Annotated in this window: 15 protein-coding genes; 7 read left to right on the top strand and 8 right to left on the bottom strand. The window is 62.8% G+C overall.

Features of this window, described 5'->3' with window-relative positions:
- Positions 1-19: 19 nt before the first annotated feature.
- On the bottom strand, positions 20-1,612 hold the full coding sequence (locus PCJ49_RS16370; RefSeq protein ID WP_269911863.1) for an alkaline phosphatase D family protein: 1,593 nt from the start codon (positions 1,610-1,612) through the stop codon (positions 20-22).
- Between the two features lie 94 nt (positions 1,613-1,706).
- Positions 1,707-1,928 (bottom strand): zf-HC2 domain-containing protein, encoded by a 222-nt coding sequence (locus PCJ49_RS16375; protein ID WP_244559684.1) that lies wholly within the window; start codon positions 1,926-1,928, stop codon positions 1,707-1,709.
- Positions 1,929-2,277: 349 nt separating this feature from the next.
- Between PCJ49_RS16375 and PCJ49_RS16380 the strand changes: the two genes are divergently transcribed.
- Positions 2,278-4,761, top strand: a complete 2,484-nt coding sequence (locus tag PCJ49_RS16380; protein ID WP_269911864.1) for a glycogen/starch/alpha-glucan phosphorylase — start codon at positions 2,278-2,280, stop codon at positions 4,759-4,761.
- A 58-nt stretch (positions 4,762-4,819) separates the two neighbouring features.
- Here the strand turns inward: PCJ49_RS16380 and PCJ49_RS16385 are convergent, their stop codons facing one another.
- A complete protein-coding gene (locus PCJ49_RS16385) occupies positions 4,820-5,803 on the bottom strand; it encodes an energy transducer TonB (RefSeq protein ID WP_269911865.1) in 984 nt (327 codons plus the stop codon).
- Positions 5,804-6,041: 238 nt separating this feature from the next.
- A complete protein-coding gene (locus PCJ49_RS16390; protein WP_269911866.1) occupies positions 6,042-7,142 on the bottom strand; it encodes an energy transducer TonB in 1,101 nt (366 codons plus the stop codon).
- A 154-nt stretch (positions 7,143-7,296) separates the two neighbouring features.
- Here PCJ49_RS16390 and PCJ49_RS16395 point away from each other — a divergent pair, with 154 nt between their 5' ends.
- Positions 7,297-7,602 carry a hypothetical protein gene (locus PCJ49_RS16395; RefSeq protein ID WP_269911867.1) on the top strand — a complete coding sequence of 102 codons (306 nt, stop codon included), beginning with the start codon at positions 7,297-7,299 and terminating at the stop codon, positions 7,600-7,602.
- Here the strand turns inward: PCJ49_RS16395 and PCJ49_RS16400 are convergent.
- A complete protein-coding gene (locus PCJ49_RS16400; RefSeq protein WP_089290658.1) occupies positions 7,599-7,808 on the bottom strand; it encodes a hypothetical protein in 210 nt (69 codons plus the stop codon). The genes PCJ49_RS16395 and PCJ49_RS16400 overlap by 4 nt on opposite strands.
- Positions 7,801-8,481, bottom strand: coding sequence for a lipoyl(octanoyl) transferase LipB (gene lipB / locus PCJ49_RS16405; RefSeq protein ID WP_269911881.1), 681 nt, complete (start codon positions 8,479-8,481; stop codon positions 7,801-7,803). The genes PCJ49_RS16400 and lipB overlap by 8 nt, the downstream gene beginning before the upstream one ends.
- A gap of 186 nt (positions 8,482-8,667) precedes the next feature.
- On the opposite strand from lipB, the gene cimA reads away from it, so the two are divergent.
- Both cimA and PCJ49_RS16415 read left to right on the top strand, forming a co-directional pair.
- Complete coding sequence (gene cimA / locus PCJ49_RS16410; RefSeq protein ID WP_269911868.1) at positions 8,668-10,299, top strand: citramalate synthase; 1,632 nt, start codon at positions 8,668-8,670, stop codon at positions 10,297-10,299.
- A gap of 45 nt (positions 10,300-10,344) precedes the next feature.
- Positions 10,345-11,151: an RNA methyltransferase gene (locus PCJ49_RS16415; RefSeq protein WP_269911869.1), complete on the top strand. Its 807-nt coding sequence runs from the start codon at positions 10,345-10,347 to the stop codon at positions 11,149-11,151.
- An 18-nt stretch (positions 11,152-11,169) separates the two neighbouring features.
- Here the strand turns inward: PCJ49_RS16415 and PCJ49_RS16420 are convergent, their stop codons facing one another.
- Together PCJ49_RS16420 and PCJ49_RS16425 are read right to left on the bottom strand one after the other, a co-directional pair.
- On the bottom strand, positions 11,170-12,282 hold the full coding sequence (locus PCJ49_RS16420; protein ID WP_269911870.1) for a hypothetical protein: 1,113 nt from the start codon (positions 12,280-12,282) through the stop codon (positions 11,170-11,172).
- 83 nt (positions 12,283-12,365) lie between these two features.
- Positions 12,366-12,602, bottom strand: a complete 237-nt coding sequence (locus PCJ49_RS16425) for a hypothetical protein (protein WP_269911871.1) — start codon at positions 12,600-12,602, stop codon at positions 12,366-12,368.
- A 173-nt stretch (positions 12,603-12,775) separates the two neighbouring features.
- On the opposite strand from PCJ49_RS16425, the gene PCJ49_RS16430 reads away from it, so the two are divergent.
- The 3 genes from PCJ49_RS16430 (at position 12,776) to PCJ49_RS16440 (ending at position 15,484) form a co-directional block, all read left to right on the top strand.
- Complete coding sequence (locus PCJ49_RS16430) at positions 12,776-14,509, top strand: monovalent cation:proton antiporter-2 (CPA2) family protein (RefSeq protein ID WP_269911872.1); 1,734 nt, start codon at positions 12,776-12,778, stop codon at positions 14,507-14,509.
- A 129-nt stretch (positions 14,510-14,638) separates the two neighbouring features.
- Positions 14,639-14,980: an acyl carrier protein gene (locus PCJ49_RS16435; RefSeq protein WP_269911873.1), complete on the top strand. Its 342-nt coding sequence runs from the start codon at positions 14,639-14,641 to the stop codon at positions 14,978-14,980.
- A 78-nt stretch (positions 14,981-15,058) separates the two neighbouring features.
- Positions 15,059-15,484, top strand: a complete 426-nt coding sequence (locus PCJ49_RS16440; protein WP_269911874.1) for a DUF1489 domain-containing protein — start codon at positions 15,059-15,061, stop codon at positions 15,482-15,484.
- Positions 15,485-15,708 lie beyond the last annotated feature (224 nt).

Genomic DNA, 15,708 nt, shown 5'->3' on the forward strand with positions numbered 1-15,708 from the left:
TATATTATATTGGCGGGGGTTAATCCCGCTGTCGCAGCGGAATCGACAGTGCCATGGGGGCGGCCATGCCTTCGCCATGCCATTCGGCCAGCAGGCCACCCTCATCCGTGCCGGTCAGCGACAGCCAGTTGCGCACTGTCAGCAGGCGTTTTTCCCGGCCGGGCATCGGCTCCATGGTCAGGTGCAGGCCGCCGCGCAGCTTCTCCGGCTTGGCGGCCATCCGTTCCATCATATCCACGGCCAGCCCGTGCGGCGCCGGATGCACGATGCCGGAACTGACACATTGGCGCAGGGTGACATCGCCGCTGTCGATGCGGCCATAGGCCCCCAGATGCACCTCCCCCGACAGGATGGTGACGCTGCAGTTCTGCCGGCGGCTGAAATCCAGCAGGGCTTCCACCACCTGCAGCCATTCCTGTGTATGGGCGGGGCTGCGCCACTGGTCGCGCAGATCATCTTCCATCTTCTGCCGACCAGGAATCAGGTTCAGCACCCGTTCCAGCAGCCCGAAGGAGGTGAAGATCAGCGGCACGCTGGACATGACCAGCAGATGCCCGCAGGCGGAAAAATGCTCCAGCCAGCGGGGCAGGTGGCGCAGGCTGCGCAGGGAGAAGACCTGATCGGGGCGTCGTTCGCTGCGCAGGTCCGGCGCCAGAATGCCGATGCCATTGACCATGATGCCCTGGGTAAAGCCCGGCGGCTCCGGCGCCATCAGGGTTTCAATCGGGTCATCATCGGTCATGCCGATCTGGAACAGCCGGAAGGCGCGGCGGGCGGCGCGGTAGATCGCCTGATAGACGGGGCTTTGCAGCAGCGATTCGGGGTGTGAACCCCAACCATCGATGATATCGTGATCGTCCCACATGCGCAGGCCCGGCACGCTGGCCAGCATGGCGGCGGCTTCCGGCTGGTTCCAGGCATGGCGATAGGTTGCCAGATACCAGGCATCCAGTTCCCGCTCCAGCTCCGGTGGTTCTTTCACCTCCACCCGGCGCATCAGGGGGCGGGATGCGGCCTCCTTCAAGGCGGGTAGCTGCTCCCATAACCCGTCAGCATAGACCTGATCGCCGCCCATCAGCATCAGATGGAACGGGTTGGCCCGGTGGCGGCCCAGCAGATGGCCCCACATGGCGTTGCGCGACAGGCCTTCGGCCTGGATGCTGCTTTCATCCTCGCAACCGCCGCAGGCATTATAGGCGATGCGCGGGGCCATGGCGGTGCCGGGCACGGTGAAGCGCCAGCGCCGCTCATCCCCCTGGAAACCATAGGCGGCATGGCCATCCTGCAAGCCGCGTGGCACGGCGAAATCATAGCGCCAGAGCTGCATCGGCCCGCTGGGGCAGGGCTGGGCATAGGCGTCGGACAGGTCCGGCCCCACCGGGGGCATGTCGGCCCAGGCGTACAGGAAGCGCGGCGGCACTGGCAGCAGCACGCCTTCCACCAGCAGGTCCGGCGGTTCCTGGTCGCCCTCCAGCAGGAAGGTGACGGCCACCCGCCAGCGCGCGGCCGACCCGGTGGCGCCACCGCTGCCGCGCGCGTGCAGGATCGGTCCCAGCAGGACCACCTGGGGGCGCGGGGGTGGCCGTTTCCGTCGCGGCGGGGTGGGGTTCATCAAGGCGGTTGCGTGGGGGACGGGAAGGGGCGGCGCATCATGGCCGGAACAATGGCCGGCAGGGAAGGCCATATTGTGGCGGCCGGCCGCCCTTTCAATGGGGCCGCGGGCCGCTATGCCGGCGCAGCAGGCTCAACATCTGCTCCGGCACCGGCTCCTCCAATACGGGATCATAAAGCTGATGCAGGGCTTCCGTGTTGCGCTGATAGCGCTTCAACAGCTCGGCCGCGGCCGGGTCGGCTGCCAGGGCGGCTTCCACCTCCCGACGCTGGGCCGGGGAAAGGGCGCCATCCATATAGGCGTTGATATCGCTCATGGTCAGCCGTTTCATGTCATCACTATATCTGGAACGAAACAATCACCAGCGGCCGTGCCTTGCACATCGATCAGCGGCCTGTTCAACAACATATGCCCGGCCCGGATGTTCCGTGCCCGTTTACCCACCTTGTCTGAGCCGGGGTACCCCGGTCGAATATGGTATATCAGCGCGGCGGCCAGCGCCATCCACTTCCCCGGCGCGGCGGGGTTGCGACAGGGGTGACAAAGCGTTTCGTTGCGTATTGTTGACACAAAATCAATATTAGACAGTGAAAATGCCCTTCTCCCCCAAGTCGGGAAGCGTGACCGGCGCGGCCGGCCGGATGGTATGGGAAAGACAGTTACCTATGGATGCCCGTTTCAAATCCCGTGAGATCGGCCGCAAGGCATTGGATGTCGATGCACTGAAACGATCCTTCGTTGAATGGCTGGTCTATTCCGTCGGCAAGGATGCGCGCGCCGCCACGCGGCGCGACTGGTTCAACAGCGCCGCCCTGGCCGTGCGGGACCGGGTGGTGGATCGCTGGATGGACACAACCCGCGCCGTCTATGCCGCCGATGCCAAGCGTATCTACTACTTCTCCATGGAGTTCCTGATCGGGCGGCTGCTGCTTAACAACCTCTCCAACCTGGGGCTGGTGGAGGAGGCACGCGAAGCGCTGGACCGGCTGGGCCTGCGCCTGGAAGAGGTGCTGGAGATGGAGCCGGACCCAGCCCTGGGCAATGGCGGGTTGGGCCGGCTGGCCGCCTGTTTCCTGGACAGCATGGCCACCCGCAACCTGCCCGGCTATGGCTATGGCATCCGTTATGAGTATGGCCTGTTCGAGCAGGAATTCGACCATGGCTGGCAGGTGGAAACGCCGGATAACTGGCTGCGCTTTGGCAATCCGTGGGAATTTGCCCGCCCGGAAGTGCTGTACCCCGTGCATTTCTATGGCCATGTGGAGCGGGTGCGCGATGGGCGCGGGATTGAGCGCGCCCAATGGACCGGCACCGACATGGTGCACGCCATGGCGTTCGACACGCCGGTGGTCGGCTATGGCGGGGAGACGATCAACACGCTGCGCCTGTGGTCCGCCCGCGCCGCGCATGATTTCAGCTTCAGCGATTTCAATGACGGCGATTATCTGAAGGCGGTGGAAGGCAAGGTTCTGTCGGAGAATCTGTCCCGCGTGCTCTACCCCAATGACGCGACGGAGGTGGGGCGGGAGTTGCGGCTGAAGCAGGAATATTTCTTCACCAGCGCCAGCATCCAGGACATCCTGCGCCGTTACCTGCAGCATCACCGCGATTTTGACAGCCTGCCCGACAAGGCGGCGATCCAGTTGAACGACACCCATCCCGCCATCGGCATTGCCGAGCTGATGCGGCTGCTGATCGATCAGCATGGGCTGGAATGGGAACATGCCTGGGACGTCACCCGTCGCACCTTCAGCTATACCAACCACACCCTGCTGCCGGAGGCGCTGGAATCCTGGCCGGTGCGGCTGCTGGAACGGGTGCTGCCCCGCCATATGCAGATCATTTATGAGATCAATGCCCGGTTCTTGAACCAGATAAAGTCCCATGCCGATATCAGCACCATCCAGCGCCTCTCGCTGATTGATGAAAATGGCGACCGGCGGGTGCGCATGGGCAATCTGGCCTTTCTGGGCAGCCACAAGGTCAATGGTGTCTCGGCCCTGCATACCGACCTGATGCGCAAGACGGTGTTTGCCGATTTCCACCGCGAATTCCCCGACCGTATCACCAACAAGACCAACGGCATCACCCCGCGCCGCTGGCTGTTGCAGGCCAATCCCGCCCTGTCGGCCCTGATCACCAGCCGCATCGGTGCCGGTTGGGTAATGGATCTGGAACAGTTGGGCGCCCTGCGGGAGCGGGCGGACGATCCCGTCTTCCGGGAGGAATTCCGCCGCGCCAAGCGGCAGAACAAGAAGCGGCTGGCCGCCTATATCACCCGCCACCTGAAGGTGGATATCGACATTGACAGCCTGTTCGACGTGCAGGTGAAGCGCATCCACGAATATAAGCGCCAGTTGCTGAACCTGTTGCAGACGGTGGCGCTGTATAATGACATCCGCGACAACCCCACCCGGGAGTTCGTGCCCGTCACCAAGATTCTGGCCGGCAAGGCGGCCCCCGCCTATACCCAGGCCAAGCTGATCATCAAACTGGCCAATGACATTGCCCGGGTGATCAACCAGGACCCGGTGGTGAAGGGGCGGCTGCGGCTGGTGATGCTGCCCAATTACAATGTCACCCAGGCCGAACTGATCATGCCGGCGGCCGACCTGTCCGAACAGATTTCCACGGCGGGGATGGAGGCATCAGGCACCGGCAATATGAAGCTGGCGCTGAATGGGGCGCTGACCATCGGCACCCTGGACGGGGCCAATGTGGAAATGCGCGATCATGTCGGGGCGGAGAATATCTTCATCTTCGGCATGAATGCGGCGGAGGTGCAGGAGCTGCGCCAGGGCGGTGCCTTTGACCCGCGCCAGGTGGTGGCCACCAACCCGCGCCTGAAACGGGCGCTGGACATGATCGGTTCCGGCATCTTCTCCCCCGACGATCCGCGCCGTTTCCAGCCCATTGTCGACAGCCTGCTGAATGGCGACCATTTCCTGGTCACGGCGGATTTCGAGGATTACTGCAACACCCACGCAACGGCGGCGGAGCTGTACCGCAGTCAGGATGAATGGACGGCCAAGGCCATCTTGAACACGGCCGGCATGGGCTGGTTCTCCTCCGACCGCACCATCATGGATTATGCGACGGAGATCTGGAACGTGGCGCCCGTGCTGCCGATGACAGGGGACGCGGATTGATCGTGTGACGGGTTGGGTGGGGGGATGTCCGGCCCATCCAACCCGTCACCCGCCATGATCAGATGCGGCGCTTTAGCCGGGTACCGGTATCCGGCTTGTCATTCTGGAACTGGTAATCAAAGCTCTCTTCCATCTCGACCAGCGTGCCGGCAGTGCCGGCCGGCGCGCTGGGCTTGAAACGCCATTCCAGCAGCGCCTTCTTCACCCGTTCGGCGAATTGCGGATTACCCTTCTGTTCGGCAATCTCAATCTGCTTCACCTTGCCGTCGGCGGTGGACACCTTGAACACGGCCCGGACCTTGCCGCTCAGCTGCACACCGGCAGAGAAATCCGTGTCGGGTGCTGAGCGGAACAGGGGGAACAACTCTTCCTCGAACGGGATTTCGCGCGTCTTTTCCACCAGCGCATCTTCCTGCGCGTTATCCCCTTGTTTGTGTGCGATATAGATCAGCTTGCCATAGGCGCTGAGAATGACGCTGGTAATGTCTTTCTGGCTGCGCGGATCCGTGTTGGTGCGGGACTGATCAATAATCCCCTGGAACATCTGCCTCGCTTCTTCATAGCGTTCATCATCCAGGGTCAATTGTGCATGTTGGATATCAATACTGAGCCGGACCGGGTGATTGACAGGAAGTACTGCGGCGATTTCCGATGCTTTATTCAACAATTCCCGTGTACGGACGATGTTGCGGGTTCCTTTGGATGTTCGCGCATAGCTCAGCAGCGCCATCATATATTGTGGTGACTTGTCGCCATACAGATTGGCCGTCAGCACCAGAACCTGATCGAATGCATCTTCCCCATCGGTGAAGCGGCCGACATCATAATAGGCTTTGGCCAGACGTTCCTGAAACTGGATCACCAGGGGATCTTTCTCGCCCGCGCGGCGGCGGAAATCCGCCAGAGCCCGCCGGGCTGCCCCCGGTGACTGGCTTTTGTCCCAATCAGCCGCCAAGTCGATGGCGTTGATCAACAGCTGGGCGTGGTTTTCTGCCCGATAATTGGGGTTCTGCTCGTAAAGCTCAGCGGCTTTCCAGGCCATTTCATAGGCTTCTGAAAGCTTTCCTTCATCAATCAACTTGGCGGATGCCTTATTGGCTTCTTGCCAGCTGCTTTGTGCTGAAGCGGAAAGGGGGCAGACAAACAGGGCCCCGATCATGGCTAGAATTATCTTTTTCTGCATTCCCATACCCGCGAAGAAAACAGTGCCCCATCCATGACAACCGATTGGGGAGTAAATTTCAAGTTTCTCTTTCCTGCCGGATTTTGCCGGCGCAGGATTACACCCGCCGTTTCAGGCGGGTGCCCAGTTCCGGCCCCTCATTATCAAAGCGGTAGCCGAAGCTCTGTTGAATTTCCACCAGCTCCCCCGCAGCACCGGCCGGGGCGCTGGGGCGGTAGCGCCACTCTTTCAGGGCAGCCTTTACCCGGTCGGCAAATTGTGGGTTGCCGGACTTTTCCACGATGTCGATCTGCTTCACCCGGCCGTCGGCGGTGGAGATTTTGAACACCGCCTTGGCCGTACCGGTCAGGTGAATGTCGCCTGAAATGCCCAGATCAGGGGCCACACGCACCAGGGGAAACGGTTCTTTGCTTTCCAGCGGTACCGCGCGCGTCTTCTCCACCCAGGCATCGACCTTAGCCGCATCGCCCTGCTTATCGGCGATATAGACCAGCTTGCCATAGGCATGAAGCAGCAGGGGGCCGAGTGCGGCCCGTTGCTGGGCATCGGCCACCGCTTCACCCGTTTCCACGATGGCGCGGAACATGGTTTCCGCTTCTTCACGCCGGTTGGCTTCCAGGGTCAGGATGGCCTGCTGAAAATCAGTGCGCAGCCGTTGCGGATGGGCCGGCGGCAATTTGGCGGTGATGGCCGAGGCCCGGTCCAGCAGCTTGCGTGTCTGCACCAGTTCCCGCGTGGTTTTGGAAATGCTGGCATATTCCAGCAATGCATCCAGATATTGTGGCGACTCGCCACCGAAATTTCGTTCGGTCAGATACAGCACCCGTTCATAGGCACTGGCGCCGTCCTGGAACTGGCCAACCCCGTAATGCGCCTGGCCCAGCCGCTGCTGGAACTGGATGGTCAGGGCATCCTCTTCCCCGATATGGCGTTTCAGGGCCGTCAATGCCTGCCGTGCCGCCGCCAGTTCCTTTTCATTGCTGATGCTTTCCGCCATGTCCATGGCATTCAACAACAGCTGCGCGTGGCTGGTGGGCTTGTAATTGGGGTTCTGCTCGTAAAGCTCTGCGGCTTTCCAGGCCATTGTCAGCGCCTGATCCAGCTTGCCCTCCTGCTGCAGGGCGGCGGATGCCTTGTTCGCTTCCTGCCATGTGCTCTGTGCCAGGGCCGGACCGGTTGCGGCCAAAGCCCCGGCCAAAATCAGAATCCTGCAACCCGTGCGCATGAACGACCCCCATAGCAAGGTTAATGGGTAAGATATCAACCGATAGGGGAGAAGATTTCAATATGTCTTGCGTAGCGGTACGGCTGCGCCATCTTAAGGGGGAGCTTGCCAGGAAGAGAGCCGCCCCATGTCCGCCGACCCGAAGGCCGAATTGCTGCGCCAGATGCGGGCCATCCGCCGCCGCATTGATCCCGATGTGCTGGAACGAGCGGAGAAGGCTGCCCAGGCGGCGGAAGCCGCCCGCACCTTGCCGCCCGGGCATGTGCCCTATGACAAGGAAGCGGCGCGCGACGTGGTGACGTCCTTCCTGCGCGGCCGCAATGATGGCGGGAAATTCGCTATGAAGTTGATGGAAAACCTGAAAAAGCCGGAAGCGGCGGCCAAGGCCTATGGGGAGCCGCCGCCCCGTACCCCACCGGGGCGCAAGGTTTAAACCCGTCCCTCCAGCAGGGCCCGGATGCGGGACAAATGCTGGCAGGCGCGGCCCAAGCCAGACAGCGCCACCCCCAGCAGCAGGCCGACCAGGGCCGGCCCATAGGTTTCTGCCGTCGGGGCCACCAGCATGAACATGGAGACCAGGATGGCCGCCCCGCCGACGGCGTAAAGCACGATGGCGGTGATGGAACGGTGCTTATCCATCGGCATTCTCCGTCACGGCGCAGGCCTCCCGCGCCACCGCATCCGGCCCGAACACATCCAGAAAGGCGGCTTGCATGGCCATGTCCACCTCATCCAGGGTGACGATGTGGCCCAGATCGGCCAGGGAGGTGACGCCATGTTCCTTGATGCCGCAGGGCACGATGCCGCCAAAATGGTTCAGGTCCGGCTCCACATTCAAGGAGACGCCATGGAAGCTGACCCCCCGCCGGATTCGCACGCCCAGGGCGGCGATCTTGGCTTCCTGCCCCGGCCGGCCATAGGGTGCCATGTCGATCCACACGCCCACCCGGCCGCAGCGGCGTTCGCCCTTCACGGCGAACTGGGCCAGGGTGCGGATCAGCCATTCTTCCAGCCGCCAGACAAAATCATGCAGGTCGCCGCCGCGCGCCGCCACATCCAGCATGACATAGCCAATGCGCTGGCCCGGCCCGTGATAAGTATATTGCCCGCCGCGCCCGGCATCATAGACGGGGAACTGCGCCGTCAGCAGGTCGGCGGCCTTCGCGGAGGTGCCGGCGGTGTAAAGTGGGGGATGTTCCAGCAGCCAGACGCATTCCGGCGCGGTCCCGGCGCGGATGTCGGCCACCCGCGCTTCCATAAAGGCCAACGCGTCCGGATATTCCACCGGCTGGTCGCTGATGCGCCATTCCAGCATGTTCGTCACGTCCATCCATCCCCCGGCGGTCAAGGGGTGCCGCCGCTGAAGCCCAAGATGCTCACCTGCGCCCCTATCTAGGCCAAACGACGTCGCCGACCAATGGCTATGCACGCATAACCATTGATCCGTCGGCGCGGATTTGCCATGTTCGGCAATGTCATTTCTATTTGGCCTTGTAATATGAACGAAACGAACCGCGTCTATCTCTACGATACCACCCTGCGCGATGGCGCCCAGACCTCGGGCGTGGATTTCACTGTGGCGGACAAGATTGCCATCGCGCAGGAGCTGGACGCGCTGGGCGTTGATTATGTCGAAGGCGGCTGGCCCGGTGCCAACCCCACCGACGATGCCTTTTTTGCCGAACCGCCGAAGCTGGGCCGCGCCACCTTCACCGCGTTCGGCATGACGCGCCGGCCGGGCCGCAGCGCGTCCAACGATCCGGGCCTGTCGGCGCTGTTGGACAGCCCGGCGGCAGCCGTCTGCATCGTCGGCAAAAGCTGGGATTTCCATGTCGATGTCGCGTTGGGTATTCCGCGCGATGAGAATCTGACCCTGATCGCCGACAGCATCCGGGAGATCAAGGCCCGCGGCCGTGAACCCCTGTTCGATGCCGAACATTTTTTTGATGGCTACAAGGCCAATCCCGACTATGCGCTGCAATGCGTGCAGGCCGCCTATGAGGCGGGTGCCCGCTGGGTGGTGCTGTGCGACACCAATGGCGGCACCCTGCCGGATGAGGTGGAACAGATCGTTGCCCGTGTGGCCAGCGTGATCCCCGGCAGCCATATCGGCATCCACACCCATAATGACACGGAAAACGCCGTGGCCAATTCCTTGGCCGCCGTGCGGGCCGGGGCGCGGATGATCCAGGGCACGTTGAACGGGTTGGGCGAGCGCTGCGGCAATGCCAACCTTCTCTCCCTGATCCCCACGCTGACGGTGAAGATGGGGTTCGATACCGGTGTGGGCCGCGACGGTCTGGCCCGGCTGGTCCATGTCAGCCGGATGCTGGATGAACGGCTGAACCGCACGCCCAACCGCCACGCCGCCTATGTCGGTGAAAGCGCCTTTGCCCATAAGGGCGGCCTGCATGTCTCCGCCGTGGAGAAAGACCCCAGTTCCTATGAGCATGTCGACCCGTCGCTGGTCGGCAACCGCCGCCATGTGCTGGTCTCCGATCAGGCCGGCCGCTCCAACATCCTGGCCCGCCTGCGGGAGGTGGGGGTGGAGGTTGACCCCAAGGATGAACGGATCGGCCAGCTGGTTGATCTGGTGAAACGGCGGGAGTTTGAAGGCTACGCCTATGACGGGGCGGAGGCGAGCTTTGAACTGCTGGCCCGCCGGGCGCTGGGCGAAGTGCCGGATTATTTCCGCCTCGCCGCCTTCCGCGTACTGGATGAACGGCGCTGGAATTCCAAGGGCGATCTGGTGACCCTCTCGGAAGCCACCACCAAGGTGGAGGTGCCGTCGGCCAGCGGTGACGGCCAGCCGGTGATGACGGTGGCAGAGGGCAATGGCCCCGTCAACGCGCTGGATCAGGCGTTGCGCAAGGCCCTGATCCCCGTCTATCCGGCGCTGGAGGGGATGCGGCTGGTCGATTACAAGGTGCGCATCCTTTCGGCCCAGGATGGCAGCAAGGCGGTGACGCGGGTGCTGATCGAAACGGCGGATCGCCATGGGCAGCGCTGGGTGACGGTCGGCGTCTCGGCAAACGTCATCGATGCCAGCTTCAATGCGCTGTCGGACAGCATTACCTATTGCCTCTACCGGTCCGGTGCCGCTATCGACAAGCCTGTGGTGGCGGCCTGACAGGGGCCGCCACCTTGACACTTTGGCGTTAAGGTTGCGGGTTCCATGTCCAGCGGTACGAACAAGAAGCTGTTATCCAAGACGCAGGCCGATGGTGAAGGGCCTGCCGTCATCCTCATCCAGCCGCAGATGGGGGAAAATATCGGCGCCTGCGCCCGCGCCATGCTGAATTGCGGGCTGACCGATCTGCGTCTGGTCAACCCGCGTGACGGTTGGCCGAATGAGAAGGCGGTGTCGGCGTCGGCTGGTGCCACGCTGGTGCTGGATAATGTGAAGCTGTTTGACAGCACAGAGGCGGCGATTGCCGATCTGCACAAGGTCTATTCCACCGCCGCCCGTGTCCGCGATCTGGTCAAGCCGGTGGTGACAGCGCGCGAAGCGGCGGCGGAAATGCGCGCCCATTGGGATGCCGGCCGCAAGATCGGCCTGATGTTCGGGCCGGAGCGCACCGGGCTGGTGAATGATGATATCACACTCACCGACACGCTGATTTCCATCCCGCTCAATCCCGGCTTCTCCTCCCTCAATCTGGGCCAGGCGGTGTTGCTGGTGGCCTATGAATGGTGGATCGCCGGGCAGGAAGTGGAAGACCGCTATCTTCATACCGGTGCCAGCCGCCCCGCCACCAAGGCGGAAATGCAGAATCTGTTCGAACATCTGGAAGGGGAACTGGACCTGACGGGTTTCTACACCCACCCGGACAAGCGCCCCTCCATGATCCGCAATGTGCGCAATACCCTGCAGCGCTGCGCCATGACCGAACAGGAGGTTCGCACCTTCCACGGCATCCTGGCGGCCCTGTCCGGCCGCAAGAAGCAGCGCAAGCCGGGGCCGGCCGACACGGAGGGCTGATCCGGGGCAGGGCCGGGATCAGCCGTTCGTTGCCGGGGCCGTGCTGTTGTTCTGCGCCTGTTGAGCCGGGGCGGCGGCGGTACTTCCCGGCTGCGCCCCGCCCTGGGCCAGGAAGCCCGTTGCCGACAGGGTACTGCGCATTTTCATCAGCTTTTGCAGCAGATCGAACCAGAAGGGCGCCCCCATCTGCAGGGCAAAGCCGGTGATCAGCCAGCCCAGGATCAGGGTCACCCAACCTTTCTGCCGGCCGATATCCTCAATATCCTGTCCCCAGCCGATGGGTAACGCCCCAACATCGCGGAAGGCCTGCATGGCAGCACTCGTCTGGCAACGGATCGCTGCCGCCACCGCCGCGTCATCCTGTGGCTGTCCCCCCGGACCATTGCCCTGCGGCTGGGTCACCATTGTGCAACCACTGCCGGGGGCGGCGTCCTTGCCAGCCTGCAAGGCGGCACTCAGTGTCACCTGGCGGGCAATATCATCCTGCCACAGCACCTCGGCAATATGGATGGTGTTGGCATTGACCACCACCGCCACCAGGATACCCAGCACCAGGGTGATGCGCTGGATGCGTTTGCGATACCATTCGCTGACCCGCGCCATGCCCTGATCGTACCATTGGGCCAGCGCATCCTCCAAGGCCACCGCGCGCCGTTCCGCATCGGCCAGCACCAGCAGCAGGTTGTTCTTCAACGGTCCATCCGGCAGCTTGGTGATGGTTTGCCGCGCATCCGCAAAGCTGAAACCCGGCTCCGACGGGGCCTTGGCGGATTGTGCCATGGCACTGGCGGCATTGTCGGTCTGATGCAGCACATCCAGCAGGGTGAGGGCGAAAATCCGCGGCGGAATGCTGGCGGCGGCCCCGCCGCTGGCACTGCCATTGATCAGCGGATGGGCCATCACCTTGCCCGCAATGTCGCTCAAGGAAGAAGGCGGGGTTGACACCGCTGCCGCTGGATCACCCTTGCTGCCCTGCAACAGCCAGATCACCCCGCGTTCCAGGGTGGAGGCACGCAGTTTCAACAGCCCGGCAATCGTCTCCGTCATCGCGGTGACGACGACGCTGAGCGACATATAGATCAGGATCAATCCCAGGCCGATATCGATAATACGAAAAAGATCGCCGGACATATCACCCTCTACCAAAAGAGGAGTGAATGGTAATATGTCCGACGGCGTAATTAAAGGGTGAATCTCAATCAAAAATAACAATTTTAAGGTTTGTGCGGCCGTTCTTGCTCGCTGCCCACAAACCCTTTGCGGTGCAGATGGTCGGTCGGTCGGGCCTTGGCCCATTCCACGGCCCGCAGCGTCGCCTCATCCCCCTTGGGGCTGACGGCGCGTGCGGACGGGTGGCGGGCGGCGGTCAGTCGGGCCTTATCCGCCTGTCGCCATTCGCTTTCCGCCAGCCGCTCGGCATCGGCGGTCTTCTGCATCTCAGGCTTTTCCATGTGTCGTTCCTCCTGGCTTCATGTCGGAAGCGGGCTTGAGAGCGCCGGTTTCCGGTTGGGAAGACGTAACCGCTCATGGGGAAACTTGTTTTCAGACCTTTCAAATCTCTCGGAAATGCAACGACTCCCTGCTAGGGATGTTCCAACCAGAGGTCACCCGGGGAGGACAAGCGTTGGACATCGCGGAAACGGCGAACCATGCCGCAGAGCCGGCTGCCCATGGCGTGCCCATGATGGATGAAGGGCTGCTGTTCCTTGCCGTGGCGGTTATCTGCATCCTACTCCTTCATCGGCTGCGAATCAGCCCTGTTCTGGGCTATCTGGGGGCGGGGCTGGTGCTGGGGCCGACAGGGTTCGGCGTGGTGCGGGAGGTTGAGCCGATCCGCGCGGTGGCAGAGCTGGGCGTGGTCTTCCTGCTGTTCCTGATCGGGCTGGAATTATCGGTTGATCGCCTGCGTGCCCTGGGCCGGTGGGTGTTCGGCCTGGGCACGGCGCAATTTCTCATCACCGGGGGCGTGGTGGCGACGGTGGCGGCCGCCTTGGGCCTGTCGCCCGCAACGGCGATTCTGCTGGGGGGTGGCATGGCACTGTCCTCCACGGCGGTGGTGGTGCAGTTGCTGATCGAGCGGGGGGAGGTGGCATCGCCCACCGGCCGCACCACCTTTGCCGTGCTGCTGTTCCAGGATCTGGCGGTGGTGCCGCTGCTGCTGTTCGCCGCCGTGCTGGCGGGGCCGCCGGATCAGTCGATTCCGCTGGCCATGGCGTTGGCGCTCGGCAAGGCGGCGCTTGCCGTCGTGGTCATCCTGCTGGTGGGCCGTTTCACCATGGGGCGGCTGTTGCGCATGGTGGCCGTGACCCGCAGCACCGAACTTTTCACCGCCACCTCCCTGTTGATCGTGCTGGGCACGGGCTGGGCCACCGGGCTCGGCGGCCTGTCCATGGCGCTGGGCGCCTTTCTGGCCGGGCTGGTGCTGGCGGGGACGGAGTTTCGCCATCAGGCCGAAACCGATATGCAGCCCTTCAAGGGGCTGCTGCTGGGGCTGTTCTTCCTCTCCGTCGGGCTTGGCATTGATGCGGCGGCCATCGCCGACAAGATCGGCTGGATTGTCTTGGGCGTGTTCGGCCTGATCCTCACCAAGGCATTGATCGCCGGCGGCCTCGCCCTGGCCTTCGGTGCCACGCGGGAGGTGGCGATCCGCTCCGGCCTGTTGCTGGGTGAGGTGGGGGAGTTCGCTTTCGTGGTGATTGCCACGGCGGCAGAACAAAAACTGCTGGATGGGGAACTGTCGCAGGCCCTGGTGGCTACGGTCGGTCTCTCCATTGCCGTCACCCCCTTCCTGCCGGCGCTGTCGGACCGGCTGGTGCGCTGGGTTTCGCCCAGCGTTGAAGGGCCGGTGCCGGAGGCCTTGGGCGAACCGCATGTGCTGATTGCCGGATTCGGCCGCGTCGGCCAGACCGTGGCGGCCCTGATGGCCCGCCAGCAGGTGCCGGTGGTGGCCCTCGACCTCAATCCCGATCTGGTGCGGGAGAAGCGGCGCGAAGGGCTGCCGGTGCATTATGGCGATACGGCGCGTCATGAATTGCTGAAACAGATGGGGGCCGACCATGCGCTGGCGGCGATCATCACCCTGGATGATCCGCTGGCTGCCGCCCGCACCGTGGCGGCTTTTCGGGATCATTGGCCACATCTGCGGCTCTTTGCCCGGGCACGCGACCGGGAACATGCCAGCAATCTCCTCGCCATGGGGGTGATCGCCGTGGTGCCGGAAACCTTTGAAAGCAGCCTGACCCTGGCGCGTGGGGCCTTGGAATCGCTGGGTGTCCCCAGCGGTGCGGTGGACGAGCTGGTGCAGCTTTATCGGGAGACCGACCGCAACCCACCCCATCCTTCTGGTCAGCATGGTTGAAATATGCAGGCGCAGCAAAAAAAGATTAACCCTTTGGGGCGATAGTGCGAGTGTTCGTCGGCCCGGCACCCTGCCGGGCCGATTTCCTGTGTCACGCGCAAGCGTGTCGAGAAAGCGACGGGGGCAGCGTTGAGCCGGTCCATTGAGGGCGTGTCGAACTGGATGCACATGTTCCGTTGGATCGTGAAGTTGATCCGCGATGAATATGGGGTGGATGAGAAAATTCTGACCCGCACTGCCGCGTTGGAGACCGATTGCGGCCTCTCCATTGAGCAGGTGGAAGAGGTGTTGGAGATCATCTCGGAAAGTTTCGAGGTCCGCTTCCCCAGCGGCACGCTTGATGAAGTGCTGAAGCTGGAAGAGCTCTGTATGCTGGCGGCATGGCTGCGGGGGCTGTTCAAGAAGCCGGAATTCCTTTCGGCGGATTTTGAAGGCCGCTGCCGCTCCATGAATGCGCTTGCCGGGGCCTGAGCCCCGCGCCATATCAGCAGCCTGATCGGAACTCATCGGCGGGTGTGCAGCCCGCCTTTCCCAAGGCTGCCTGATTTCATGACTATTCATCTGCTTCGTCTGGCCGTCGGGGCCGACAGTCTGCAATCCATGCGCGACTGGCGCCAGGATCACCAGATACAATGGCAGGGTCGGCCGGTGGTGCCGACCTATACCAAACGCGCGCCCACCCGTATGGCCGAACTGCTGGATGGTGGCTGCATCTATTGGGTGGTGAAGGGCTTCATCCAGTGCCGCCAGCGCTTCATCGGTTTTGATGAGGTGCAGGATGTGGATGGTACGGCCTATTGCCGGATGCTGATGGATCCGGAACTGGTGGAAACCCTCTCCATGCCCAAGCGGCCCTTCCAGGGCTGGCGCTATCTGAAACCGGAAGAAGCACCGGCCGATCTGGCCGGTGGGGAAGGGGGCGAGGCGCTCCCCGAACATCTGATGGCTGAATTGCGCGCGCTGGGTCTGGCGTAAATTTTTCAAAAAACCTGTTGCATCCGTTTTTGTGTGCGCCTATACAGCGCCTCCCACGACGGCGGGCCGGATGGTTTGTCAAGTTGTGGGGCGGGGTGATGGTGGTTTTGGCCAGTATCACCGACGGTTCTTTGAAGGTTTCGGCCTTCGGACAAGTGGAATGATCTATCGTGCTGTTGGGTGAGCTGTTCACCAGACTTTGTTCTGGTGGGCGTTTTGCTTGA

Source organism: Niveispirillum sp. BGYR6, from assembly GCF_027568365.1.
Classification (GTDB): Bacteria; Pseudomonadota; Alphaproteobacteria; order Azospirillales; family Azospirillaceae; genus Niveispirillum.